General features: G+C 41.8%; 22 protein-coding genes. 20 read left to right on the plus strand and 2 right to left on the minus strand.

Annotation, left to right across the window (positions count from 1 at the left end):
* Positions 1-58 precede the first annotated feature (58 nt).
* Positions 59-2,683: a bifunctional uridylyltransferase/uridylyl-removing protein GlnD gene (glnD, locus tag AACW90_RS13895; protein ID WP_390235453.1), complete on the minus strand. Its 2,625-nt coding sequence runs from the start codon at positions 2,681-2,683 to the stop codon at positions 59-61.
* A gap of 258 nt (positions 2,684-2,941) precedes the next feature.
* Complete coding sequence (gene map, locus AACW90_RS13900) at positions 2,942-3,805, minus strand: type I methionyl aminopeptidase (RefSeq protein ID WP_390235456.1); 864 nt, start codon at positions 3,803-3,805, stop codon at positions 2,942-2,944.
* A 375-nt stretch (positions 3,806-4,180) separates the two neighbouring features.
* Here map and rpsB point away from each other — a divergent pair, with 375 nt between their 5' ends.
* The 20 genes from rpsB to glnB all read left to right on the plus strand — a co-directional run bounded on the left by rpsB (position 4,181) and on the right by glnB (position 25,848).
* Positions 4,181-4,915 (plus strand): 30S ribosomal protein S2, encoded by a 735-nt coding sequence (gene rpsB, locus AACW90_RS13905; RefSeq protein WP_195702474.1) that lies wholly within the window; start codon positions 4,181-4,183, stop codon positions 4,913-4,915.
* 165 nt (positions 4,916-5,080) lie between these two features.
* Positions 5,081-5,926, plus strand: a complete 846-nt coding sequence (tsf, locus tag AACW90_RS13910) for a translation elongation factor Ts (RefSeq protein ID WP_275135797.1) — start codon at positions 5,081-5,083, stop codon at positions 5,924-5,926.
* A 180-nt stretch (positions 5,927-6,106) separates the two neighbouring features.
* Positions 6,107-6,838, plus strand: coding sequence for a UMP kinase (gene pyrH / locus AACW90_RS13915; protein ID WP_195702476.1), 732 nt, complete (start codon positions 6,107-6,109; stop codon positions 6,836-6,838).
* Positions 6,839-6,873: 35 nt separating this feature from the next.
* Positions 6,874-7,431 carry a ribosome recycling factor gene (gene frr / locus AACW90_RS13920; RefSeq protein WP_275135798.1) on the plus strand — a complete coding sequence of 186 codons (558 nt, stop codon included), beginning with the start codon at positions 6,874-6,876 and terminating at the stop codon, positions 7,429-7,431.
* Positions 7,432-7,529: 98 nt separating this feature from the next.
* Positions 7,530-8,279 (plus strand): undecaprenyl pyrophosphate synthase, encoded by a 750-nt coding sequence (uppS, locus tag AACW90_RS13925; RefSeq protein WP_390235461.1) that lies wholly within the window; start codon positions 7,530-7,532, stop codon positions 8,277-8,279.
* Positions 8,280-8,295: 16 nt separating this feature from the next.
* The gene (locus AACW90_RS13930) at positions 8,296-9,138 is read left to right on the plus strand and encodes a phosphatidate cytidylyltransferase (RefSeq protein ID WP_390235463.1); all 843 of its coding nucleotides are present in this window, start codon (positions 8,296-8,298) and stop codon (positions 9,136-9,138) included.
* A gap of 72 nt (positions 9,139-9,210) precedes the next feature.
* A complete protein-coding gene (gene ispC, locus AACW90_RS13935) occupies positions 9,211-10,419 on the plus strand; it encodes a 1-deoxy-D-xylulose-5-phosphate reductoisomerase (protein WP_390235466.1) in 1,209 nt (402 codons plus the stop codon).
* Positions 10,416-11,774 carry a sigma E protease regulator RseP gene (gene rseP, locus AACW90_RS13940; protein ID WP_390235468.1) on the plus strand — a complete coding sequence of 453 codons (1,359 nt, stop codon included), beginning with the start codon at positions 10,416-10,418 and terminating at the stop codon, positions 11,772-11,774. Before ispC ends, rseP begins: the two co-directional genes overlap by 4 nt.
* Before the next feature lie 104 nt (positions 11,775-11,878).
* Positions 11,879-14,293, plus strand: coding sequence for an outer membrane protein assembly factor BamA (gene bamA, locus AACW90_RS13945; RefSeq protein WP_390235470.1), 2,415 nt, complete (start codon positions 11,879-11,881; stop codon positions 14,291-14,293).
* Between the two features lie 12 nt (positions 14,294-14,305).
* Positions 14,306-14,815, plus strand: coding sequence for an OmpH/Skp family outer membrane protein (locus AACW90_RS13950; protein ID WP_390235472.1), 510 nt, complete (start codon positions 14,306-14,308; stop codon positions 14,813-14,815).
* A gap of 4 nt (positions 14,816-14,819) precedes the next feature.
* The gene (gene lpxD / locus AACW90_RS13955; RefSeq protein ID WP_390235474.1) at positions 14,820-15,839 is read left to right on the plus strand and encodes a UDP-3-O-(3-hydroxymyristoyl)glucosamine N-acyltransferase; all 1,020 of its coding nucleotides are present in this window, start codon (positions 14,820-14,822) and stop codon (positions 15,837-15,839) included.
* 119 nt (positions 15,840-15,958) lie between these two features.
* Complete coding sequence (gene fabZ / locus AACW90_RS13960; RefSeq protein WP_195704987.1) at positions 15,959-16,396, plus strand: 3-hydroxyacyl-ACP dehydratase FabZ; 438 nt, start codon at positions 15,959-15,961, stop codon at positions 16,394-16,396.
* Positions 16,393-17,181, plus strand: coding sequence for an acyl-ACP--UDP-N-acetylglucosamine O-acyltransferase (gene lpxA, locus AACW90_RS13965; RefSeq protein ID WP_348000145.1), 789 nt, complete (start codon positions 16,393-16,395; stop codon positions 17,179-17,181). Before fabZ ends, lpxA begins: the two co-directional genes overlap by 4 nt.
* A gap of 120 nt (positions 17,182-17,301) precedes the next feature.
* On the plus strand, positions 17,302-18,456 hold the full coding sequence (gene lpxB, locus AACW90_RS13970) for a lipid-A-disaccharide synthase (protein ID WP_390235477.1): 1,155 nt from the start codon (positions 17,302-17,304) through the stop codon (positions 18,454-18,456).
* Positions 18,449-19,063 carry a ribonuclease HII gene (gene rnhB, locus AACW90_RS13975; RefSeq protein ID WP_390235479.1) on the plus strand — a complete coding sequence of 205 codons (615 nt, stop codon included), beginning with the start codon at positions 18,449-18,451 and terminating at the stop codon, positions 19,061-19,063. Before lpxB ends, rnhB begins: the two co-directional genes overlap by 8 nt.
* Before the next feature lie 24 nt (positions 19,064-19,087).
* Positions 19,088-22,567, plus strand: a complete 3,480-nt coding sequence (dnaE, locus tag AACW90_RS13980; RefSeq protein ID WP_390235482.1) for a DNA polymerase III subunit alpha — start codon at positions 19,088-19,090, stop codon at positions 22,565-22,567.
* Positions 22,568-22,643: 76 nt separating this feature from the next.
* Positions 22,644-23,603 (plus strand): acetyl-CoA carboxylase carboxyl transferase subunit alpha, encoded by a 960-nt coding sequence (gene accA / locus AACW90_RS13985; RefSeq protein ID WP_390235485.1) that lies wholly within the window; start codon positions 22,644-22,646, stop codon positions 23,601-23,603.
* Between the two features lie 152 nt (positions 23,604-23,755).
* Positions 23,756-25,069 (plus strand): tRNA lysidine(34) synthetase TilS, encoded by a 1,314-nt coding sequence (gene tilS, locus AACW90_RS13990; RefSeq protein WP_390235488.1) that lies wholly within the window; start codon positions 23,756-23,758, stop codon positions 25,067-25,069.
* 45 nt (positions 25,070-25,114) lie between these two features.
* A complete protein-coding gene (locus AACW90_RS13995) occupies positions 25,115-25,426 on the plus strand; it encodes a c-type cytochrome (protein WP_275135810.1) in 312 nt (103 codons plus the stop codon).
* 83 nt (positions 25,427-25,509) lie between these two features.
* On the plus strand, positions 25,510-25,848 hold the full coding sequence (glnB, locus tag AACW90_RS14000; protein WP_195702492.1) for a nitrogen regulatory protein P-II: 339 nt from the start codon (positions 25,510-25,512) through the stop codon (positions 25,846-25,848).
* Positions 25,849-25,914: the final 66 nt, after the last annotated feature.

Consider the following 25,914-nt stretch of genomic DNA (forward strand, 5'->3'; position numbering starts at 1 on the left):
GAGTAGAAAAGAGTTGTGGACGAGATCGCGATCTGCTCTCTCGTCATGGTTTTTTATGCTACCTATCTGCTAGTTCTGAAACATTTTTCACTAACATGTTTCTTAGTTCTACTTGTTCGTGATCTAACAGTGATTTACCAGTAGAAGAGGTGATAATAAACAAGTCTTGCGCTCGCTCACCAAAGGTGGTTATTTTTGCACCGTGGAGATGTATGTTCAGTTGGGAAAAGGATTCACCTACCGTTGCTAGAAGACCTGGAAAATCTAAGGCCACAAACTCCATTAATGTCCTTTTTCCCGTTTTGGTAGGGATAAAATCAACCTGAGTTTTCACATTGAAATGTTGGAGTTGCCTCGGTGCACGCCTCACTCGAACTTTCTTTGGACCGGTATGTTTTAGAGTCTCAGTTAAACGAGAAATTAAGGTATCTTGGAATTCTTCTTTTATAGGATCGCCATTTTGGTCGAGGATCATAAACGTATCGAGTATATACCCATCTTTGCTACTCATAACCTGAGCATCATGGACATTGAGGTTACAGCGATCTATTTCAGCCACAACGCTAGCGAATAGTGCGGGCTGATCTTTAGAATAAACAAAGATCTCTGTGCCTCCACGGGTTGCTTTTTTGCTAACCAGTATAAGAGGTTGTTCCACATCATTATGTCGTAATAAATGGATGCAATGCCAAGCGATCTGTTTATGAGTATGCCTTAAGAAATAATCTGCTTTAAATCGTTGCCACAGCAGTTCGATCTCTCTAGCAGAAAAACCTTCCTTTCTTAATAGGGCTGATGATAATTGTTGGTTGTGACGAATTCTATCGCGAACATCGACAGGGTTTTCAAGTCCTCTACGAAGCGCTCGTTGCGTAGAATGATACAGCTCTGCTAATAGCGTTCGTTTCCAACTGTTCCACAGTTCAGGGTTGGTGGCACATATATCAGAAACGGTCAGGCAAACTAAATAATCAAGATACTCATCATCACGTACCGTTTTAGCAAATTCAGCGATGACATCGGGATCATAGATATCACGTCGTTGAGCGGTTACAGACATCAGTAAATGGTTTTTCACTAACCACGAGACAAGCTTGGCTTCTGGTTTCGATAACCCATGCTCTATACAAAATGCGTAAGCTTCAACAGCACCAATTTCAGAATGATTCCCTCCGCGGCCTTTACCTATGTCGTGGAAAATGGCGGCAAGGATAAGCAATTCTTTTTTTTGCATCCTCGGGTACACTTCGCAACAAATGGGGTGTTTCTTGTGGTTCTCTATATGACTAAAGGCATGGATATTTTTGAGCAGTCGCATGCTGTGTTCATCCACGGTGTAAACGTGGAAGAGATCAAACTGCATTTGACCAACTATTTGACTCCATTGAGGAATATAGGCCGCGATAACGCCGAGTTTATGCATTAGTGGAAAGGCGCGATACAACGAATTTGGATGGCGACATAATGCGAGAAATTTTTCCCTCGCTTCCGGTATGGTATGAAGAAATTTATTGAGACGACGTCTAGCCGTCCTGAGTTGACGAAGTGTTGCAGGTGCGACGCTGTCTATGCTTGAGTCGTTAGCGATATGAATGAACATATCTAATATGGTTTCGGGTCTCGCTTGGAAAAGTGCGGGTTTTTTTGCCTCAATAAGCGCGCCTCGACGCTGAAAATCATCGTCAAGATCTTCTGCCGGTAACTCTTCACCATCGTTGATAATCGCTTGCTCAAAAAGCTTAATAAGCATCTTGTTTAATTCGGCAACACGTCTTAGTGTTCGGTAGAACTCTTTCATCATCATTTCAACAGGGATGTTGTATTCCCCAGTAAAACCTAGATGTAGGGCAACCTGTGCTTGGTGGGCAAATGTAAGTCGGTTGTCGTAGCGTTTTAACTCCATATGAAGGGCAAACCGAACACGCCAAAGATAATCTTGGCACTCGACTAATTCACGATATTCTGCGTCGGTGAGAAAGCCGTATTTGCTCATCTCTAGCAAAGACGTTGCACCAAAATGTCGTCTTGCTATCCAACTTAAGGTATGGATATCTCGCAGGCCACCAGGGCTAGATTTTATATCTGGTTCAAGGTTATAGGTTGTATCGTGGTAGCGGGCATGTCTCTCTTTCTGCTCGGTTATTTTTTGTTGGCAGAAATCCACGCTAGGCCAAAAATTTTCTGATAAGACAAGCAACTTAAGTTTTATGAAGGCCTCTTCACTACCGCAAAGAAGGCGAGCTTCCTGCAAGTTAGTCGCGACAGTAAGGTCGCCACTGCCTACCTCTGAACATTCTTTTATGGTTCGTACCGCGTGACCAACCTCTAACTTTAAATCCCATAACAAGGTAATGAATTCACTGACCTTTGTGCCCAGTTCTGTGGTCAATGGTTTGTCAGAAAGGATGAGAATGTCGATATCTGATAAAGGATGTAATTCGCTTCTACCATAACCACCAACCGCAATTAAACAGAGGTTTTCAACATCTGAAAACTGGTAATAACGCCATAACCTTTGTAATAACTGGTCCATATATTCTGAACGGGCGAAGACCAAATCAGTGACTGGTTGATGCTTAAGAAATTGGTCATTTTGGTCATTTGATAATTTGTCGAGCTGATTCTTAATGTCCGTAGGATTGAGTTGAGAATCGTCGAATTTTAATGGAGATAAATTGGGCATTCCTTGCCATCCGTGCTTGAAACCAATATTGAGACCAATGTAACAGTAGATAAAGGCATTGGAAAGGTCTGTCGAGGTCACTTATCAATGAATGCTAAGCGGTTATAAATTTGAAATGTAGCGACAGCTAAATAATAAGCGGGGTCAAATAGGAGAAAAGTCATCGCTTCAATAGTATAAAAGGACAAAAGTATAAAAGGACAAATTTTGGTCATAAAAAATCCTCACTATAAGCGAGGATTTTTTTAAAGATTATGATTACTTGTTGATTAATACTCTAGGAATTGTCTCTTCAGCGCGAAGAGTCAGTACTTCACAACCGGTCTCAGTCACCAGTATGGTGTGTTCCCATTGTGCAGAATTTTTCCCATCCCCAGTGTATACCGTCCAGTCATCTTCAGAGTCTACGCTACAACCAAACTTTCCGGCATTGATCATGGGTTCAATCGTAAAGATCATACCGGGTTGAAGGATACGTCGATCGTTGTTCTTATAGTGAACGACTTGAGGTTCTTCATGAAACTCATCCCCGATGCCGTGACCACAGAAATCTTTGACGATAGAGAAGCGAGGTGTCACACCTTTGATGTATTTTTGTATTGTTGTACCGATGTCACCGATGGTGTTTCCCGGTCTTACTTTACGCATTGCTGCATATAGTGATTCTTGAGCAACCATACATAGACGTTTGTCAGCCGGATGGACATCACCTACAAGGAACATTTTCGATGTGTCGCCGTGATACCCCTGCGGACGTGTTTCTAGAGAGACCGTACTGTCGTTTGGAATGATGACGGTAATATCGACGTTGACGATGTCGCCATCTTTCAGCACACCAGGTTTTGATTTACCAGTAGAACCCATTGCATCGTCTGTAGCGGGTATACCGTGACAGACGATATGGTTTACTGATGTACAGATAGATTTAGGAAAACCGTGGTAATCGAGTGGCGCAGGATAAGCACCATTATCAATGATGAACTTATAACAAATTTGATCAAGCTCTTCTGTTGTTACCCCAGGTTTTACAAAGGGTTCAATCATCTCTAGAACTTCAGCAGCCAATTTGCCTGCAATTCTCATTCTTTCAATTTCTGCGGTGTTTTTTATCTTAATCGTCATCTGTTTTCTCTAATTCTTTTTGTACGTACAGGGTACTTATGCAACGTATTCTACCAGTGAGTAGGCTAAGTGCAATTGAATTCCGTTATCATTTAGCATTACTTAAGACAAAAAGGTAAGTAGAAATCTACTTTTGTGAGGTGAATTTTCTGGCTTTTTGACGTCGATTTGTGGTATAAAGCGCGCCGGAGTTATGAACTGTTCTCTTTGACATTATGAATGTCAGCGAAGCTTTTTTGCTCCATTAACTTTTATCTTTAAATCACACACGTACCGACACATGTTCCGGGGTGCTTTATTGTGGTCTGCAAGACCAACGAATAAAGTCGGATACATGGGGTATGTGGAGGCCTAACCCCGTAAGAGGAATTTAAAATGGCAACTGTATCAATGCGCGACATGCTTAAAGCTGGTGTTCACTTCGGTCACCAAACTCGTTACTGGAACCCAAAAATGAAACCATTCATTTTTGGCGCTCGTAATAAAGTACATATTATCAACTTAGAAAAAACGGTTCCAATGTTCAACGAAGCACTAGCTGAGCTAGGCAAAGTTGGCGAGAAAAAAGGTAAAGTTCTTTTCGTTGGTACTAAACGCGCAGCATCTGAAGCTGTTAAAGAAGCTGCTATCAACAGCAACCAATACTATGTTAACGCCCGCTGGTTAGGCGGTATGCTAACAAACTATAAAACTGTTCGTCAGTCTATCAAGCGCCTTAAAGAACTTGAAGCTCAAGCTCAAGACGGTACTTTTGAGAAACTAACTAAGAAAGAAGCTCTAATGCGTACTCGTGAAATGGAGAAGCTAGAGAAATCTCTTGGTGGTATCAAAGACATGGGCGGCCTACCTGACGCATTATTCGTAATCGACGCTGATCACGAACACATTGCAGTTAAAGAAGCTAACAACCTTGGTATTCCAGTATACGCTGTTGTTGATACTAACTCTAACCCAGACGGTATTGATTACATCATTCCTGGTAACGACGACGCAATCCGCGCTGTACAGCTTTATCTAAACGCTGCTGCTGACGCTGTTAAAGAAGGTCGTAACCAAGACGCTGTTGTAGCTGTTGGCGAAAAAGACGGTTTCGTAGAAGAAGCTGAGTAATAGCGGACTTCTGACGTTAAACTTAGTTTTTGTAAAATAGGTGTGTTGAAGAAACATAGTTTCTGAAAGGCGCTTTAAACATTAACTAAGTTATAGTTAGAATCAGGGGCCCATAATTTAGGCCCCTTATTTGTATCTTATCCTGAATAAACTGAGGAATAGAGAATGGCAACTGTAACTGCTGCTCTAGTTAAAGAACTTCGCGAGCGTACTGGCGCTGGCATGATGGATTGTAAAAAAGCGCTTGTTGAAGCGAATGCTGATGTTGAATTAGCGATCGAAAACATGCGTAAAAGTGGCGCTGCTAAAGCCGCTAAAAAAGCAGGTAATGTTGCTGCTGAAGGTACTATCATCATTAAACAAGCTGATGGTTTTGCTGCGCTTCTAGAAGTTAACTGTCAAACTGACTTCGTAGCAAAAGATGGTAACTTCTTAGCGTTTGCTAACGAAGTCGCTGATGCTGCTGTCGCTGAGAAGCTAGACGCGGCTGCTCTTCAAGCTAAATTTGAAGAAACTCGTATCGAGCTTGTTGCTAAGATCGGTGAAAACATCAGTATTCGTCGTGTCGAGTATATTGAAGGTGTTAGCCTTGCCTCTTACCGTCACGGTGAGCGTATCGGTGTTGTTGTTGCAGGTTCTGCAGAAGAAGAGACTCTTAAGCACGTAGCTATGCACGTAGCTGCTTCTAAGCCAGAATTTGTTAACCCTGAAGATGTACCAGCTGACGTAGTTGAAAGAGAAAAAGCGGTTCAAGTTGAAATCGCAATTAACGAAGGCAAACCAGCGGAAATCGCAGAGAAAATGGTTGTCGGCCGCATGAAGAAATTCACAGGCGAAATCTCTCTAACTGGTCAAGCGTTTATCATGGAACCGAAGAAAACAGTTGGTGACATGTTGAAAGAGAAAGGTGCTTCAGTTTCTAACTTTGTACGTTTAGAAGTTGGTGAAGGCATCGAAAAAGCTCAAGAAATGAGCTTTGCTGACGAAGTTGCTGCGGTACAAAAAGGGTAATCCTTGATGTAATCGTATTGAAAGAGACCGTGGCCTTGGCTACGGTCTTTTTATGAATGCAATATAGTAAAATTTGAATCAGATTATCTAGCTATGATGAATGAACGTTTAAATTGAAGCTTGGTTAAAGCGTAAATTCATGACAGCTAATCAATAACTCTACTCGGGAAGGTAAACTCCATGACGACAAACCCAAAACCTGCGTATCAACGTATTCTATTAAAACTTAGTGGTGAAGCTCTTCAAGGCGAAGAAGGCTTTGGTATCGACCCAGCAACTCTTGAGCGAATGGCCCAAGAGGTTAAAGAGTTGGTTGAATTGGGCGTTCAAGTAGGTTTAGTTATCGGTGGCGGAAATCTGTTCCGTGGCGCTGGACTTGCTGAAGCGGGAATGAATCGTGTTGTTGGTGACCATATGGGAATGTTGGCTACCGTGATGAATGGTTTGGCCATGCGTGATGCACTGCATCGTGCTTATGTGAATGCACGTGTTATGTCGGCAATCCCACTTAAAGGGGTGTGTGATGATTATAACTGGGCAGACGCTATTGCTCAATTACGCCAAGGTCGTGTTGTCATTTTCGCAGCGGGTACAGGTAATCCATTTTTCACGACTGATTCTGCTGCTTGTTTGCGCGGAATTGAAATAGAAGCGGATGTAGTTCTCAAAGCCACCAAAGTGGATGGTGTATTTACGGCAGATCCTGTAGAAAACCCGGAAGCAGAGCTGTATGATAAGCTATCTTACAACGCAGTCCTTGAGAAAGAGCTGAAAGTAATGGATTTAGCGGCATTTACATTGGCTCGTGACCACAATATGCCAATCCGCGTATTTAATATGAATAAACCAGGCGCACTTCGTCGCGTGGTGATGGGTGAAGCAGAGGGTACACTGATTAGCAACGCTGATTAATTCATTCAAATTAGTTAAAAGTTTAAGGTGAAAACGTGATTAACGAAATCAAAAAAGACGCGCAAGAGCGCATGGAAAAAAGTGTTGAAGCGCTAAAAGGTACGCTTAGTAAAGTACGTACTGGCCGTGCACATCCAAGCATACTTTCTGGTATCACAGTCGAGTACTATGGTGCACCAACACCGTTAAACCAAGTAGCCAACGTGATAGCGGAAGATGCACGCAGCTTGGCGATAACCGTATTTGACAAAGCGCTTACTCCTTTAGTTGAGAAAGCTATCATGAAGTCTGATCTAGGCTTAAACCCAATGTCTGCTGGTACCGTTATTCGCGTACCACTTCCTCCGTTAACGGAAGAGCGCCGTCGTGATTTAGTTAAGATTGTTCGTGGCGAGGCTGAAGGTGGTCGTGTTGCTATTCGCAATATTCGTCGTGATGCTAACGGTGATCTTAAGGGATTATTAAAAGACAAAGAGATCTCAGAAGATGAAGATCGCAGAGCACAAGACGATATTCAAAAGTTGACTGATGCCGCGGTGAAGAATGTTGATGACGTTCTTGCGGCAAAAGAAAAAGACTTAATGGAAGTGTAGTTAATAACTACGTCTAATGTGATAAAACGCTGTGCTAACAGCCCAGCGTTTTTTTTATGCTACTATTTCGAACCAATCAAATTTATCAATTTATAATTATGCCTGATATCCAAGTCTCCTCGTCTCATTTTCCGAAACATATAGCCGTCATTATGGATGGAAATGGTCGTTGGGCAAAAGCACGAGGTAAACCTCGCGCTTTTGGTCATCGAGCAGGCGCTAAAGCGGTAAGGAAAACGATAACAGGTGCAGCAAAGTTAGGGGTTAAAGCCATTACTCTTTTCGCTTTTAGCAGTGAAAACTGGCGTAGACCGGAAGAAGAAGTAAACCTACTTATGGAACTCTTTATTTCGGCTTTGACACGAGAAGTTAAAAAACTACATAAAAACAATCTGCAACTGCGGGTTATCGGTAACGTCAGTCAGTTCAACTCGAAGTTACAGAAAAAAATTGCTGAAGCGGAAGTATTGACGACGAACAATAGTGGTATGGTTGTGAATATTGCGGCCAATTATGGCGGCAAATGGGATATCGCCGAAGCAGCAAAGTCCATTGCTATAAAGGTTCAAGAAGGATCTTTACAACCGAGTGACATTACTGAAGAACTATTTGCAAAAGAACTTACTATGTCCGATTTGCCAGAGGTTGATCTTCTCATTAGAACCAGTGGTGAATGTCGCATAAGCAATTTTATGCTTTGGCAGCTTGCTTACGCAGAAATGTATTTTACGGATGTACTTTGGCCTGATTTTGATGAAGATAAGTTAGTGGACGCCGTCTCTTGGTTTGTCAGTCGAGAAAGAAGATTCGGCTGCACTAGCGGACAGATAAAAGCTTTAATGGATTAAATCTAAGGTAACGCATTTGAAACAACGAATAATTACAGCGTTAATACTAGCCCCACTAGCAGTGTTGGCTATTTTTGAACTCCCTTTGCCTCTTTTTCTACTGGTTGTAACCGGTATCACCGTTTTAGCACTTTGGGAGTGGGCTCAATTTGTAGGTAGTCAGTCGCGCTATTTGGCCATGATTCCTACCTTGACGTGTTTGGTAATCAGTTATTGGGTTATTCCTTCTGACGTTGTCAGTTTAAACCAATTAACTTTTTCTCATATGGCGTTATTGATTGTCGCCTCAATCTGGTGGCTGATAGCGAGTGCGTTAGCCATAACCTATCCTAAATCAACCCGTTTTTGGCAACACTCTAAAGTATTACGACAGCTATTTGGTGTCCTAACTGTTTTGCCATTCTTTTGGAGCCTTCTAATATTAAGGGCTCAGAATATTGAACTAGAGCCCTATCATGGCGCTAAATTAGTGTTGTTTGTCTGCTTACTTGTCTGGGCTGCAGACAGTGGAGCCTATTTTACTGGTAAAGCATTTGGTAAACGTAAAATGGCACCGAATGTGAGCCCAAATAAAACGATTGAAGGGCTTGTCGGTGGTATCGTTGTTGCACTCATGGTGGGATGGTTTACCGCCAGTATTTTTGATATTCATTTTTCAAGTGTTGCTAGCATGATCATCATTACTTTGGTCACCGTCATTATTTCTGTTCTCGGCGATCTTGTTGAGAGTATGTTCAAACGAGTGTCTGGAATTAAAGATAGCAGCAATATTATCCCTGGGCACGGTGGCGTTCTGGATAGAATTGATAGTTTAACGGCTGCTTTTCCAGTATTTACACTGCTCTATTTCACAATTTAGCCGCCTCAAAAGGTATTCTAAATACCTCTTGAGTAATCTAACGACCATTCTATTTACGGCGGTTTTTTCTTGATGCAAAACATAACAATTTTGGGTGCAACAGGTTCAATAGGCAGTAGTACGCTTAAGGTTATTTCTGAAAACCCAGACAAGTTTTCTATCATAGCGCTTACCGCTGGTACAAATGTAAGTGCTATGAAGGCGCTTTGTATCAAATGGAAACCTAAGTTTGCTGCAATGTCTGATCTGAAGGCAGCCAACTTATTAGAGAAAGAGCTGAAATCTCTTAATTTGTCCACAATTGTTGTTGCGGGGGAAGCGGGTTTAAGTTTTGTTGCTTCTTTAGATGAGGTCGATAGTGTTATGGCGGCCATTGTAGGCGCTGCCGGGTTAGCTCCAACAATGTCGGCAGTCAAAGCGGGCAAACGTATTCTATTGGCGAACAAAGAAGCATTAGTTATGTCAGGCAGGTTGTTCATCGATGCCGTTGAGCAATATGGTGCAGAACTACTTCCTGTTGATAGTGAACACAACGCTATTTTTCAATGTTTACCAGAGCAAGTACAAAAAAGTGTTGGTCGATGTGATCTTGATAAGTATGGGATAGATGCGATTTTGCTGACTGGATCTGGTGGTCCATTCCGCTATACCGATGTAGATAAACTTCAACTGGTGACGCCTCAACAGGCCATTGCACACCCCAACTGGTCTATGGGGCCAAAAATCTCTGTCGATTCTGCTACCATGATGAATAAAGGGTTGGAGTTCATTGAAGCTAAATGGTTATTTAATTGCCAACGAGAGCAGTTAAAAGTGATTATTCACCCTCAATCAGTGATCCACTCAATGGTTCAATACAGAGATGGTTCAGTTTTGGCGCAGATGGGGGAACCGGACATGTGTACTCCTATCGCGCTGACTATGTCTTATCCTGAAAGAATATCCTCCGGTGTTTCGCCACTCGATTTTACGAAGGTTGGCGAGTTAACATTTTTAGAACCTGACTATGCCAGATACCCTTGTCTTAAACTTGCTATTGATGCTTGTTATGAAGGGCAACATGCGACAACGGCGATAAATGCAGCAAACGAAATTGCAGTCAGCGCATTTTTGAATAAACAACTGAACTTTACTGATATTGCTGTTGTCAATGAACGAGTACTTTCTAAGGTTTGTTCAGAATCGCAACACTTGGTTATGGATAACTTGGAAAGCTTGCTTGAGCTAGATAGAATGGCTCGTCGTCTTGCTCATGAAGTGGTTAGAGAACGCTCATTATGAATGATATTTTATGGAATTTCGGCAGCTTTATAATTGCTTTAGGCATTTTAGTTGCTGTACATGAGTTTGGTCACTTTTGGGTTGCACGTAAGTGCGGAGTAAAAGTCGAGAAATTTTCCATTGGTTTTGGTAAGTCTCTTTGGAAAAAAACAGGAGCAGACGGAACGGAATACAACATATCAGCGATCCCATTAGGTGGGTACGTCAAAATGTTGGATAGTCGAGTAGATGATGTTCCCGAATCAATGTTGCCGCAGGCCTTTGATCGTAAGCCACTTTGGCAAAGAACCGCTGTTGTCTCCGCAGGACCACTATTCAATTTCTTATTCGCGATTTTCGCTTATTGGCTAGTATTCCTTATTGGTGTTCCAGCGATTAAACCCGTTATTGGTGAGGTTACTCCAAATTCTATTGTTGCACAGGCAGGAATAGAACCTGGAATGGAACTTATTTCTATTGCAGGTACCGAAACCTTAGATTGGGAATCAGTCAATATGAGATTGGTCTCGCATATAGGCGATGATCAAATGGTCATGACGCTGGTTCCAAGCAAAGGATACGGGGTCGAAGAGACCAAAATATTAGATATAAGAAACTGGAAGTATGATCCCGAAAAAGAATCGGCGATGCAGACGCTGGGTTTCTTGCCTTATCGACCAGAAATTTTCACCTCTATTGCTAATGTTGCGCAAGCGAGTGCTGCTGAATTGGCTGGAATAGAAGTTGGTGACAAAATCGCGTCTATTGGTGGAATGATAGTCCAAGACTGGCAACAAGTCGTTGATGAAATTAGTTCTTCGCCGAACCAGACACTAGAGTTAATTGTTGAACGAAACGGCGTTTCTACTTCATTACAATTGACACCAGCAAGTAAAGAGTTGTCTAGCGGTAAGGTGATCGGCTACGCTGGCATCGGACCTAAAGTGGCAGACTGGCCAGATGAATACAGATTTGATCTACAATATGGTGTGTTTGAATCTGTTGGAAAAGCGTTTGACAAAACAGAGCAAGTTATCGCTCTTACATTTAGCATGCTTAAGAAGCTTGTGGTTGGTGATGTTGGTCTAAATAACTTAAGTGGACCAATTTCCATCGCCAAAGGTGCTGGAGCAACAGCGGGTTATGGCCTTGTCTATTTTTTAGGGTTTTTAGCGTTGATAAGTGTGAATCTAGGCATAATTAATTTGATGCCATTACCTATTTTAGATGGTGGCCATCTGCTATTTTATGCTATTGAAGCTGTTATCCGAAAACCTGTACCAGAAAAAGTACAGGAAATGGGCTTTCGAATTGGTGGAGCAATTATTTTCTCCCTAATGGCGATAGCTGTTTTTAATGATTTTATGCGTTTGTGATATCGATATACTCAAGAGAAGGCAAAGTGATTTACTTAGCGTTTTCTTGAGAATACAACCAAGCAGAAAGCAATCAGAAGTATCAAGGAATAGTCAGAACCGGTATGGCAATTAAGCAATTACTACTCGCTACTCTTTTAGTCGCAAGTTCAACAGTGAGTAGCGCAGAGCAGTTCACAGTGAAAGATATCAAGGTGGAAGGATTACAACGTGTTGCATTAGGTGCGGCTCTGTTGAAGATCCCCGTTCGTGTTGGTGATAATATCAATCAACAAGATGTCGCCGATATCATAAAAGCGCTATACAACTCCGGTAACTTTGAGAACGTCAAAGTATTGAGAGATGATGATGTACTTGTTATTCAAGTGCAAGAGAGACCGACGGTAGCGAACATCTCGTTTTCAGGTAATAGTGCGATTAAAGAAGAGCAACTGCAGCAAAACCTAGACGCTTCAGGTGTAAGGGTAGGCGAGGCTCTTGATCGAACAACCTTAAGTCAAATTGAGAAAGGTTTAGAGGATTTCTACTACAGCGTTGGTAAGTATAACGCTACCGTACAAGCCGTAGTGACTCCACTTCCTCGAAACCGAGCGGACCTAAAGTTCGTCTTTTCCGAAGGGGTGTCTGCAAAAATTCAGCAGATTAACTTCATTGGTAATGAGGTTTACGATGACGAACAACTTTTATCTCGTTTCGATCTGAATGTTGATATCTCTTGGTGGAATTTTCTTGCTGACGATAAATATCAAAAACAAGTACTGGCGGCCGATTTAGAAGCACTTAAGTCATTTTATCTAAATCAAGGTTATTTGAAGTTTAAAGTTGATGCGACTCAAGTAGCAATATCGCCAGATAAAAAAGGCGTATACATCACTTTAAACTTGGATGAAGGTAAGCCGTATACCATTGAAAATGTCGTTTTCAAAGGCGAATTGATTGGTAAAGAGTCTGAATTCGAAGAGATGGTTCCATTTGAAGACGGTGATCTCTATAACGGCGCATTGGTCACGGGATTAGAAGAAAACGTTAAAAAGACCATGGGCGAAGCAGGTTACGCCTATCCCAACGTTTTTACACAACCTGAATTCGATGATGAGAATCAAACCGTCAACCTAACCATCAATGTTGAAGCTGGTAATCGTATTTATGTTCGAGATATTCGTTTTACGGGTAATAACTCGACAAAAGATGAAGTGCTTCGACGTGAAATGCGTCAAATGGAAGGTAGCTGGTTAAACTCAAAAGCGATCGAGACCAGTAAATCTCGACTCAACCGTCTAGGTTTTTTCGAGACAGTGAACGTACAAACTGTGCGTGTACCGGGTACAGATGACCAAGTTGACTTGGTTTATACGGTTAAAGAAGCGAACTCCGGAAGTATCAATTTTGGTGTTGGTTATGGTACTGAATCTGGTATTAGCTTCCAGGTTGGCTTACAACAAGATAACTTTGCGGGCTCTGGTAATCGTGTTGGCGTCAATGCCATGATGAATGACTATCAGAAAAACATAACGTTAGAGTACCGAGACCCATACTGGAACTTAGATGGTGTGAGTTTGGGTGGCAAGGTTTTCTACAATGAATTTGAAGCATCTGAAGCCGGTATTGTTGATTATACTAACCAGAGTTACGGTACAAGCTTGACCTGGGGTTTCCCTTTTGATGAGCTCAATTTCTTTGAAATAGGTTTGGGTTATACACACAACAAGATTTCTAACCTAGATTCTTATGTCCAGATAGAACAATTCTTGAAAGCTCAAGAAGATAACATAAGTAGTTCAGGTGAATTAGAAGTTGATGATTTTGATATTACTCTGACATGGACACGTAATAATCTAAACCGAGGGTACTTCCCTACGGCAGGTAATCATCAGAGAGCGTCATATAAAGCGACAGTGCCAGGGTCAGATGTACAGTACTTTAAGGCTCAGTATGATGTTCGTCAGTATTACCCATTGACGAAGAAACATGAGTTCACACTGCTCCTTAGAGGACGACTTGGCTATGGCAATGGTTATGGGGCTTCCGATGACGGAAATGATAACCTGTTTCCATTCTACGAAAACTATTATGCAGGTGGTTTTACTACGCTCCGAGGCTTTGGTTCTAACTCTGCAGGGCCAAAAGCGGTATACGATGAAGGCGTAGGTAATAACCCTAATTACGCGGCAACTGACGATGCGGTTGGTGGTAATGCGGTCGCGCTCGCGAGTGTTGAGTTGATTGTTCCAACCCCTTTTGCCTCTGAAGAGATGCAAACCCAAATTCGCACTAGTGTATTTTTTGATATGGCGAGTGTGTGGGATACAGAGTTTAATTATTTAGAGAATAATATTTCTTATGGGGAGAAATATTATTATGATTATTCTGACCCAATGAATTATCGTGCGTCTTATGGTGCAGCGGTACAATGGATGTCTCCGATGGGGCCATTAGTTTTCTCCGTTGCGAAACCAATTGAAATTTATGAAGGTGATGACGAAGAATTTTTCACTTTCACAATAGGTAGAACCTTTTAAAAGGAAAATGTTTTGAATAAATTAGTTAGAACTGTTGGTCTTAGTCTTGTTGTTGCAAGCTCTGCATTTTTTGTTAACGCAGCAGAAGCCGCCCAAAAAATTGGTTATGTTAGTACGGGCTATATCATCAGTAAGTTTCCTCAGCGCGAAGCTATTGTTAAGAAACTTCAAGCAGAATTAAAAGATGATAGAGCTGAGTTAGAGAGGCTTCAGGCATCGATGACCAAAAAAAGCCAAGAGATTGAACGTAATGGCGCTCTACTTGGTGAAGAAGGTATTCAGAAGTTAAAAATTGAAATCAGCCAACTCAACGCTGAAGGTCAAATTAAGCAAGATGCCTATAAGAAAAAAGCACAATCTTTAGATGTTAAATCTAGACAGCAGATGATTGCCGTTATTCAAAAAGCGACCACTAAAATTGCCGAAAAAGAAGGCTATGACATGGTTATAGATAGTCAAATACTTCTTTATTCAAATGAAGAATCAAACCTAACTGAAAAAGTACTAGCAGAGCTTAAATAATATTATGCCTAGAGTGACTCTTGCTGAATTAGCCGTGATTACCGGTGGTACATTACATGGTGATGGCGATGTCGTTGTGACCTCTGTCGCCCCGATGGACACATCCGGTGAAGGTCAGATTACCTTTCTTTCTAATGTGAAATATCGTAAGCATTTAGGCGAATGCCAAGCTTCTGCGATAATGGTGAAAGAATCGGAGTTAGAACTTTGCAAGACTAACGTATTGGTCGTATCCGACCCGTATCTAGCCTATGCCCTTGTTGCTCAAGCCTTAGACTCGACACCAAATCCGGCGAGTGACATCCATGCGTCCGCTGTTGTCGCAGACGATGTGACGTTGGGTGAAGGGGTAACCATTGGTGCCAATGCAACGATTGAGTCCGGAGTCACGCTTGGAGACAACGTCTCCATTGGTGCTGGTTGTTTTGTAGGTAAAAACAGCGTGATTGGTAGGGAAAGTAAGCTCTGGGCTAATGTATCTATTTATCATGGTATTCAGATTGGTGACTTATGTTTAATCCAATCAAATACAGTGATAGGTTCCGACGGATTTGGTTATGCGAATGACAAAGGTGAGTGGATTAAAATTCCTCAAGTCGGCTCGGTTAGGATCGGCAATCGGGTAGAAATTGGAGCATGTACTACTATTGATAGGGGTGCACTAGATGATACCGTTATTGAAGATAACGTCATTCTAGATAACCAGCTGCAAATTGCTCATAATGTGCAGATCGGATATGGCACCGCCATTGCGGGTGGTACAATCATTGCTGGTAGTACGTCTATTGGTAAATACTGCATTATTGGTGGTGGTTGCGTTATCAATGGTCATATACAGATTGCAGATCAGGTAACGATAACGGGTATGGGTATGGTGATGAGAAGCATACCAGAGAAAGGGATGTTTTCGTCCGGCATACCAGTGCAACCCAATAGAGAGTGGCGAAAAACAGCGACTCGAGTGCATCGTATAGATGAACTAAATAAAAGACTGAAAGCAGTAGAGAAGAAGTTGGGGTCATAATCACCATCAATCTCTACTCATTACTGAAAAGGTCTGCAAATAGCGGATCTTTTTCGTTTATAATTACAACCAATTGAATTGTTAATAGGAATATGGTTTTGACTACTGAAAAGAAAACAATGGATATCACAAGAATTCAGGAATTACTTCCACATCGTTATCCATTTTTACTGATAGATAGAGTGACTGAGTATGTAGAAGGCAAATATCTTATTGGCTTGAAAAATGTATCAGTAAATGAACCTCAGTTCACCGGCCACTTTCCAAAGATGCCTATTTTTCCCGGTGTACTTATTTTAGAAGCAATGGCACAAGCCACGGGTTTACTTGCTTTTGCTACGTTTGGTGCGCCAAAAGAGAACGAATTGTATTATTTTGCTAGTATTGATAAAGCAAAGTTCCGTAAACCTGTTGTTCCAGGTGATCAATTGGTTATTGAAGTCGAGTTTTTAAAAGAACGTAGAGGCATTGCGGTATTTACTGGCGTTGCGAAAGTAGATGGCGCTGTAGTCTGTTCTGCTGACCTTAAATGTGCACGTAGAGAATTCCAATTATGATCCATGAAACTGCTCAGATTCATCCAAGCGCAATCGTAGAAGATGGCGCAGTTATTGGTGCAAATGTTAAAATTGGTCCATTTTGTACCGTTGATAGTAAGGTAGAGATTGGCGAAGGAACTGAGCTTTTATCACATGTCGTGGTAAAAGGTCCGACGAAAATAGGTAAAGATAACCGTATCTTTCAGTTCGCTTCTATAGGTGAAGAGTGCCAAGATCTGAAGTTTGCGGGCGAAGACACTCGCCTTGAAATTGGAGATCGCAACACAATTCGTGAGAGCGTAACCATGCATCGCGGTACGATTCAAGATAATGGTATTACTAAAGTTGGTAATGATAACCTGTTTATGATCAACGCTCATATTGCGCATGATTGTATTGTCGGTGATCGCTGTATTTTTGCTAATAATGCGACGCTTGCAGGGCATGTGACTATTGGTCAGCAAGCAATAATTGGCGGCATGTGTGCTATCCACCAGTTCTGTCACGTAGGTGATCATGCGATGCTTGGTGGTGGTTCTATCGTTGTGCAAGACGTACCGCCTTATGTTATGGCACAAGGTAATCATTGCGCGCCTTTCGGTATTAATATCGAAGGTCTTAAAAGACGTGGTTTTGAAAAGAAAGAGATCCACGCGATACGTCGAGCATATAAAGCGTTATATCGTAACGGCAATACCGTTGAAGAAGCGAAAATAGAGATAGCGAAAGAAGCGGAAGAGTTTGCCGGCGTTAAACTATTCTTAGAATTTTTAGAGAATTCGTCTCGTGGAATTATTCGTTAATTATTAAGAATGAATGGCGAACATTTTAAAAGATCGTAACACTGTTTACGGTCTTTTTTGTCTGTACAGTTTCTTTATTGATACACTTTTTTGTTTATACAGTTATAGGGAATGGAATTTATGCCTCAATCTCGTCCTCTTGTAATCGGCATTGTTGCTGGTGAACTATCAGGAGATACTCTGGGCGAAGGCTTTATTAAAGCAATCAAACAGCAAGTGCCTGATGCGCAATTCGTCGGTATTGGTGGCCCTAAAATGAATGCGCTAGGTTGCCAGTCGCTGTTTGATATGGAAGAGCTCGCGGTCATGGGGTTGGTGGAAGTGTTAGGTCGATTACCTAGGCTTTTGAAAGTGAAGGCTGAATTGGTAAAGTACTATACGTTAAATCCCCCGGATGTGTTTATTGGTATTGATGCGCCTGATTTTAATCTGCGTTTAGAGAAAAACCTTAAAGATTCGGGTATTAAAACGGTCCATTACGTGAGTCCCTCCGTATGGGCTTGGCGTCAAAAACGGATTTTTAAAATCGAAGCAGCGACCAATCTCGTGCTGGCTTTTTTACCATTTGAAAAAGCGTTTTATGATAAGTTTAACGTACCATGCGAGTTTATTGGTCATACTCTTGCAGATGCCATTCCATTAGAAAACCCTAAAGAGCAAGCGAGAGAAATACTTGGCTTAAATCCAGACAAAAAATGGCTCGCAGTATTGCCGGGAAGCCGTGGTGCAGAGCTAAAAATGTTGGCACAACCATTTATCGAAACGTGCAAAAAACTCCACCAGAAACACCCCGACCTCGGTTTTGTCGTTGCGTTAGTCAACGAAAAAAGGCGGCAACAGTTTGAACAAGTTTGGAAGACTCTGGCGCCTGAACTGGAGTTTACCTTAGTTGATGATACCGCTAGAAATGTGATTCAAGCCTCTGATGTGGTGATGTTAGCTTCAGGAACGGTGGCTTTAGAATGCATGCTAGTTAAGAGACCAATGGTTGTCGCTTATAATGTAAATCCTATCACTGCGTTTATCGCTAAACGTTTAGTTAAAAGTGAGTTTGTTTCTTTACCTAACATCCTTGCGGGCAAAGAGATGGTGAAAGAGTTTATTCTAGAGGAGTGTCATGCTGAAAACCTCTTCAATGAGGTTGATAGACTGCTCTCTAATGACAATGTTGAGATGCTAGAAAAATTCACAGAAATGCACCATTGGATTCGCAAAGGGGCCGATCAACAAGCCGCAACGGCAGTATTGAAATTAATGGGCAGATTGAATGATTAAAGAATTTCCTCCATTTGAATATCCACAAGGGTTCCGCCTATTCGCAGGTGTTGACGAAGTGGGTCGTGGGCCTCTTGTCGGTGATGTCGTCACCGCCGCCGTTATTCTCGATCCCAATAACCCTATCGAAGGCTTAACTGATTCAAAAAAGCTTTCAGAAAAGAAACGATTAGCACTTTTTCCTGAGATTAAAGAGAAGTCACTCGCTTGGTCAATTGGACGTTGTTCTCCCGTTGAAATAGATCAACTCAATATTTTACATGCCACAATGCTTGCTATGACTAGAGCGGTAGAAGGGTTACATATTCAACCCGATTTTGTATTGATTGATGGAAACCGGGTACCTGATATAGTGATGCAAGCTCAAGCCATTGTGAAAGGCGATTTGCGAGTAGCGGAAATCAGCGCCGCTTCCATATTGGCGAAGGTAGTACGAGACAAAGAGATGGAAGAACTGGATAATCAATATCCAGAGTTTGGCTTTGCTAAGCACAAAGGCTACCCAACTAAAGCCCATTTTGAAGCTATTGATAAATATGGTGTGATAGAACAACATAGAAAGAGCTTTAAGCCAGTTAAAAAAGCGTTAGGTCTCTGTGAGTCCTAAACCTTGAACGAGTAACCAAAAATAATGTCTGACCCAAAATTTATACACCTAAGAGTGCACAGTGATTATTCCATGGTTGATGGACTGTCTAAAGTCCCGCCATTGGTGAAAAAGGTTGCCGAGCTTGGAATGCCAGCAATGGCGCTCACTGACTTTACTAACTTATGTGGATTAGTGAAATTTTACAATACTGCGCACGCCTGCGGGATAAAGCCAATAATTGGCGCAGACTTTGCTATGCAGTCCGATCTCTTTGGTGATGAGTTAACTCAGATAACGGTTATTGCTAAAGATAATAAGGGATATAACAACCTTACATTACTCATATCTGAGGCATATCAAAGAGGTCACGTACAGCATCAACCTGTTATTGATAAAGATTGGTTAGTGAACCATAAAGAAGGGCTGATCATTCTCTCTGGCGGTAAAAATGGCGAAATAGGCAGAGCGTTACTCAAAGGTAATCAACCCTTGGTTGATAGCTGTGTTGAGTTTTACAATACTCATTTTCCTGATCATTTTTATTTAGAGCTGTCGCGAACGGGAAGAGCAGACGAAGAGAGTTACTTACATTTTGCACTCGAACTGGCTGATAATGTAAGACTGCCAGTCGTCGCGACGAATGAAGTTGTGTTCCTTCATCCCGAGCAGTTTGATGCACATGAAATTCGTGTCGCGATACATGACGGATTTACTCTGGTCGATCCGCGAAGACCTAAAAATTACAGTGCTGAACAATATTTGCGCACTGAAGACGAGATGTGCGCTCTGTTTTCAGATATCCCAGAAGCCCTTGAGAATAGTGTCGAGATTGCGAAACGATGTAATGCTACGGTTCGATTAGGCGAAATTTTCTTGCCAAATTTTCCAACAGAAGGGATGAAAATTGAAGATTATCTGGTTAAAAAATCAAAAGAAGGTTTAGAAGACCGCCTTGAGTTTTTGTTCCCAGACGAACAAGTTAGATTGGATAAACGAGCAGATTATGACGAACGTCTTGAAATAGAACTTAAAGTAATTAACCAGATGGGATTTCCTGGTTACTTCTTGATTGTAATGGAGTTTATTCAGTGGTCGAAAGACAATGATGTGCCAGTTGGCCCTGGTAGAGGGTCTGGTGCAGGTTCTTTGGTAGCTTATGCGCTAAGCATCACGGATTTAGACCCACTGGAATACGACCTCCTGTTTGAACGCTTCCTAAACCCCGAACGTGTATCTATGCCCGATTTCGATATCGATTTTTGTATGGATAAACGAGATCAAGTGATTGATCACGTGGCAGAAATATATGGTCGTGATGCCGTATCACAGATTATTACCTTTGGAACCATGGCCGCTAAAGCGGTGATTCGAGATGTTGGTAGGGTGCTTGGCCACCCATATGGCTTTGTTGACCGCATCTCTAAGTTAGTTCCACCCGATCCTGGTATGACCCTTGAAAAGGCATTTAAAGCAGAGCCTCAGCTTCCAGAGATTTATGCGGCTGATGAAGATGTAAAAGAGCTTATTGATAAGTGCCGAATCTTAGAAGGCGTAACACGTAATGCCGGTAAACACGCCGGTGGCGTTGTTATTTCTCCTACTACGATTACGGATTTTGCACCAATTTATTGTGATGCTGATGGGAATTTTCCTGTTACTCAATTTGATAAAAATGACGTAGAAACCGCAGGGCTGGTGAAGTTTGACTTTCTTGGTTTGCGTACACTGACCATTATCGATTGGGCGCTTGGCTTAATTAATCCTCGTTTGAAAAAAGAAGGGAAAGATCCGGTTCGAATCGAATCAATTCCACTTGAAGACCCTCGTTCATTTAGAAAGCTACAAGATTCTGAAACCACCGCCGTATTCCAGTTAGAATCCCGCGGTATGAAAGAGCTTATCAAACGACTTCAGCCAGACTGCTTTGAAGATATTATCGCATTGGTGGCGCTTTTTCGCCCGGGGCCATTGCAGTCTGGAATGGTAGATAACTTTATTGACCGTAAGCACGGTCGTGAAGCGGTATCTTACCCAGATGAAACATGGCAGCATGATTCGCTTCAAGAGACGTTAGAACCTACCTACGGCATTATCTTGTATCAAGAACAGGTAATGCAGATTGCGCAGATCCTCGCGGGATATACGCTAGGCGGCGCCGATATGTTGCGGCGTGCGATGGGTAAGAAAAAACCGGAAGAGATGGCAAAGCAGCGTTCGATATTTGAGCAAGGAGCTATTGATAACGGTGTCGACGGTGAATTGTCGATGAAAATATTTGACCTTGTAGAAAAATTTGCAGGGTATGGCTTTAATAAATCGCATTCAGCGGCTTACGCACTCGTTTCTTATCAAACCCTGTGGCTGAAAACCCATTATCCAGCTGAGTTTATGGCGGCGGTTATGACGGCTGATATGGATAACACTGAAAAGATCATTGGGTTGGTGGACGAATGTAACCGAATGAAGTTAAAGGTTTTACCACCAGATATTAATGCTGGAGATTACCGATTTAATGTGGATGAATCTGGCGCGGTTGTTTACGGTATCGGAGCGATTAAAGGTGTCGGTGAAGGGCCCATTGAAAATATCATTGAGGCGAGAAATAGCGGCGGTCATTTCAAGGATCTCTTCGATTTCTGTGCTCGTATAGACCTGAAAAAAGCCAATAAACGTGTCATCGAAAAGTTAATCCAAGCTGGTGCGTTGGATCGTTTAGGTCCGCATAGGGCGGCCATGATGGCGTCAGTCAACGCGGCAGTGAAAGCAGCGGGTCAATATCATCAAGCTGAATCATTTGGTCAGTCTGATATGTTTGGTGTGTTAACGGATGCACCAGAAGCGGTAGAGCAAGCTTACGCACAGGTGCCTGAATGGCCAGAGAAAATATGGTTGGAAGGAGAGCGGGAAACTTTAGGGCTTTATTTGACCGGACATCCAGTTAATGCATATTTAAAGGAACTTGCGAAGTACACTAGTTGTCGACTAAAAGATGCAACGGTAACAAGGCGCGATCAAAGTGTAACTTTGTCTGGCTTAGTTATTGCGGCAAGAGTGATGACAACTAAGCGTGGATCTCGTATTGGTCTTATGACATTAGATGACAGATCGGGTCGAATTGAGGTAATGATGTTCTCCGATGTGTTGGATAGGTACGCAGAATTACTAGAAAAAGACAGAATATTAGTGATTTCTGGACAGGTCAGCTTTGATGACTTCAATGGTGGCCTTAAAATGTCTGCGCGAGAAGTGATGGATATTGGTGAAGCCCGTGAGAAATATGCTCGTGGATTATCAGTATCGATTATGCAGTCGCAAATAAATGCTCAGTTTTTTGAACGATTTAGTGCAATATTGGAGCCACACAAAGCGGGAACCGTTCCAGTAAATGTGTATTATCAAAGGGAAGATGCTAGAGCAAAGCTCGCATTGGGAACTGAATGGCGAGTAACGCCAAATGATACATTGATAGACGAATTAAAACAGTTACTTGGGAAAAAACAAGTAGAACTCGAATTTAACTAAATTCAGTTGTGATAACCTAATCATTAGCTATATTGTTTATAGTGGTTAATCGCAGCTGTTTAACAAAGGATTCATGATGAGCCTGAACTTTCTAGAATTTGAAAAGCCTATTGCTGAACTAGAAGCAAAAATCGAAGCACTTCGAGATATGTCTCGCCACGGTGGTGATACAACGGTGGATCTAAATAAAGAGATTTCTCAATTAGAAGAGAAAAGCTTAGAGCTTAAAAAGAAAATATTTAACGATTTAGGTGCATGGCAAGTTGCACAACTTGCTCGTCATCCTCAGCGTCCTTATACATTAGATTATCTTGAACATGTATTTACTGAGTTTGAACTTTTAGCTGGCGACCGTGCTTATGGTGATGATAAAGCTATTGTTGGTGGTATGGCTCGTCTAGATGGACGACCAGTTATGGTTATCGGTCACCAAAAAGGACGCGAAACGAAAGAAAAAGTAATACGTAACTTTGGTATGCCAAAACCAGAAGGATACCGTAAAGCGCTTCGATTAATGCAGATGGCTGAGCGTTTTAATATGCCAGTTATTACCTTTATCGATACGGCTGGTGCTTATCCCGGTGTCGGTGCAGAAGAGCGCGGACAATCTGAAGCTATCGCTAGGAATCTAAAAGTGATGTCTGGTCTGAAAGTGCCTATAATTTGTAATGTGGTCGGTGAAGGTGGTAGCGGTGGTGCATTAGCTATTGGTGTTGGTGATTACGTCAATATGCTTCAATATTCGACCTATGCCGTGATTTCTCCTGAAGGGTGTGCTTCTATCCTTTGGCGTGATTCAGATAAGGCTCCACAAGCTGCTGAAGCGATGGGACTTGTCGCGCCACGTTTAAAAGAATTAGAGCTTATTGACGAAATCATTGAAGAGCCATTGGGTGGTGCGCATCGTGACCCTATTCAGATGGCTAAGAATATGAAAGCCAATTTAATTAAACAACTCGATGAGCTCGTTGAGTACGATAGTGAAACATTGCTTGAGCGAAGATACCAGCGTTTGATGAACTATGGTTATTGTTAAGATTGAAGCAAATGAAAACGGATTAAGTTAGAATAAAACGGACCTTTGGGTCCGTTTTATTGTTTTTAACCGTAAACGTAAGCTAATCATCATGCAATTTAAGACCATTTCTCTCTCCTGTGATTGATTATGTAAACAATTGAGGCCCGGCTTTGTTAGATACTCTTACTTCATGTCTTGAAAAATACCGACAACCCCACAGCCGTGTTGTTTTGGCATTAAGCGGTGGTGTTGATTCAAGAGTATTGCTGGATCTGCTTGCGCGTTATCAGGCAGTACATAAAGAGGTGACCTGCTTAGCGGTTCATGTCCATCATGGATTAAGTGATAATGCGGATGAATGGGTATCTTGCTGCCAGACTTGGTGCGACGACGAGGGTATTGAGCTGTTCATCGAGCATGTTGAACTCAATTTAGCTCGTCAAGTGAGCACAGAACAAGAGGCTCGCAACAAGCGTTATCAAGCCTTAGAAAAATATGTCAAAAGAAACGATATATTGATAACTGGCCAACACAATGCCGATCAGATGGAAACATTCTTATTGGCTTTGAAAAGAGGTAGCGGTCCTAAAGGGCTATCTGCAATGCCTGAATGCGCTTCTTTTTCCGACGGTTTATTGATTCGTCCTCTCTTAGCTATCAGCCAAGTCGCGATAATTGAGTATGCGCATTCTAAACAACTAAACTGGAATGAAGATGAGAGCAATCAGAATACTCAATATGATCGAAATTTCTTGCGGCAAGAGGTCATTCCCAAACTGAAAGCGCGATGGCCAAACATAGAACAGTCCGTATTAAGAAGTAGCAAGTTGTGTGCGAATCAAGAATCGCTCATTAATGAATTATTAAATGAAAGGCTAATACAGTTGACTGACGTGGATGGTAGTTTATCTATCCTACAACTAAGTCAACAGAGTGAACTTGCTAGAAATCAGTTGCTAAGGCTTTGGCTTAGCGCTAGGCACAGTATGATGCCCTCTTTAGTGCAATTAAGCTTGATTTGGAAAGAGGTTGCGTTAGCAAAAATAGATGGTAACCCTAAAATAAATATCACGTCTGGAGAAGTGAGGCGCTTCAAAGGTCGACTCTATTTTGTGGACAAAATACCAGATGTTACGTCATGGTCTGATTCGCTATCTTTCCACCAACGACTGGCGCTACCTGAAAAACTGGGTCATATTCAACTTATTGATACATGTGTAGGAACATCGCTGTCGCTGCGTACTCCTAAAAAAAATGAACGAGTATGGGTTCATTTTAATCCACAAGGTTTGACCGCTCATCCCGTTGAACGAGAACATAGTAGAAAGTTGAAAAAACTGTTTCAAGAATATGAAATACCGAGTTGGTTGCGTACGCGAACACCCATTATTATGTATGGTGATCAGCTCGCTATGGTTGCAGATCTTTTTGTGTGCAAAGAATTTCACGGTGATGATTGTGAAATTCTATGGGATAAAGTATAAGAGTGTAAGCTCAATAATTAGAATATATAAATTAAAGGAAGCGTTATGAATAAGTTAGTAACTGGATTAGTAATGGGTACGGTGTTGTTTAGTGGTTCTGTCTTAGCTGGTGACCCAGTGGCAGGAAAAGCAAAATCAATGGTATGTGGAGCATGTCACGGTGTTGCTGGTATATCGGCCATTGACGGTTATCCGAACCTAGCTGGTCAAAACGAAAAGTACATTATTTCTTCAATTAAGGCTTATCGTAACAAAGAACGAAATGGCGGTAATGCAGCAATTATGCAACCACAGGCTGGAATACTCAGCGATCAAGATATCGAAAACTTGGCAGCATACTATTCGCAAATGAAGTAAGTTTTTCAGAATGTCAGTGTTGGTTATTTCGTTGATTTCAATAGTAATGCTGTCATAGATGTAGGTAAGATTAAGGGACTAATATGAAAAAAATTGAGGCAATCATAAAGCCGTTTAAATTGGATGATGTTCGTGAAGCGCTAGCAGAAGTTGGTATTACAGGTATGACAGTATCTGAGGTCAAGGGTTTTGGTCGTCAAAAAGGCCATACAGAATTGTACAGAGGTGCAGAGTATGTGGTTGATTTTCTGCCAAAAGTGAAACTTGAAATCGTTGTTACTAGCGATGTCGTTGATCAATGCATAGATACAATAATTGAAACAGCTCAAACGGGTAAAATCGGAGACGGTAAGATATTCGTTACGAACGTTGATCGTGTGGTACGAATTCGTACTGGCGAAGAAGATGAAGATGCTATCTAAGAGTGGTTGAATAAAAAAGGGGCTAAGGCTCCTTTTTTATTTTCTATTCTTAAACATCTACTTCTA

The organism is Vibrio frigidus, assembly GCF_042465995.1.
GTDB lineage: Bacteria > Pseudomonadota > Gammaproteobacteria > Enterobacterales > Vibrionaceae > Vibrio.

Excerpts from the sequence above, each read along its gene's own strand:
- AACW90_RS13995 (WP_275135810.1), top strand. The coding sequence starts at position 25,115 with ATGAATAAGTTAGTAACTGGATTAGTAATGGGTACGGTGTTGTTTAGT.
- dnaE (WP_390235482.1), top strand. The coding sequence starts at position 19,088 with ATGTCTGACCCAAAATTTATACACCTAAGAGTGCACAGTGATTATTCC.
- lpxD (WP_390235474.1), top strand. The coding sequence starts at position 14,820 with ATGCCTAGAGTGACTCTTGCTGAATTAGCCGTGATTACCGGTGGTACA.
- bamA (WP_390235470.1), top strand. The coding sequence starts at position 11,879 with ATGGCAATTAAGCAATTACTACTCGCTACTCTTTTAGTCGCAAGTTCA.
- pyrH (WP_195702476.1), top strand. The coding sequence starts at position 6,107 with ATGACGACAAACCCAAAACCTGCGTATCAACGTATTCTATTAAAACTT.
- fabZ (WP_195704987.1), top strand. The coding sequence starts at position 15,959 with ATGGATATCACAAGAATTCAGGAATTACTTCCACATCGTTATCCATTT.
- glnB (WP_195702492.1), top strand. The coding sequence starts at position 25,510 with ATGAAAAAAATTGAGGCAATCATAAAGCCGTTTAAATTGGATGATGTT.
- rseP (WP_390235468.1), top strand. The coding sequence starts at position 10,416 with ATGAATGATATTTTATGGAATTTCGGCAGCTTTATAATTGCTTTAGGC.
- uppS (WP_390235461.1), top strand. The coding sequence starts at position 7,530 with ATGCCTGATATCCAAGTCTCCTCGTCTCATTTTCCGAAACATATAGCC.
- lpxB (WP_390235477.1), top strand. The coding sequence starts at position 17,302 with ATGCCTCAATCTCGTCCTCTTGTAATCGGCATTGTTGCTGGTGAACTA.
- glnD (WP_390235453.1), bottom strand. The coding sequence starts at position 2,683 with ATGCCCAATTTATCTCCATTAAAATTCGACGATTCTCAACTCAATCCT.
- rnhB (WP_390235479.1), top strand. The coding sequence starts at position 18,449 with ATGATTAAAGAATTTCCTCCATTTGAATATCCACAAGGGTTCCGCCTA.
- accA (WP_390235485.1), top strand. The coding sequence starts at position 22,644 with ATGAGCCTGAACTTTCTAGAATTTGAAAAGCCTATTGCTGAACTAGAA.
- tsf (WP_275135797.1), top strand. The coding sequence starts at position 5,081 with ATGGCAACTGTAACTGCTGCTCTAGTTAAAGAACTTCGCGAGCGTACT.
- lpxA (WP_348000145.1), top strand. The coding sequence starts at position 16,393 with ATGATCCATGAAACTGCTCAGATTCATCCAAGCGCAATCGTAGAAGAT.
- rpsB (WP_195702474.1), top strand. The coding sequence starts at position 4,181 with ATGGCAACTGTATCAATGCGCGACATGCTTAAAGCTGGTGTTCACTTC.
- ispC (WP_390235466.1), top strand. The coding sequence starts at position 9,211 with ATGCAAAACATAACAATTTTGGGTGCAACAGGTTCAATAGGCAGTAGT.
- map (WP_390235456.1), bottom strand. The coding sequence starts at position 3,805 with ATGACGATTAAGATAAAAAACACCGCAGAAATTGAAAGAATGAGAATT.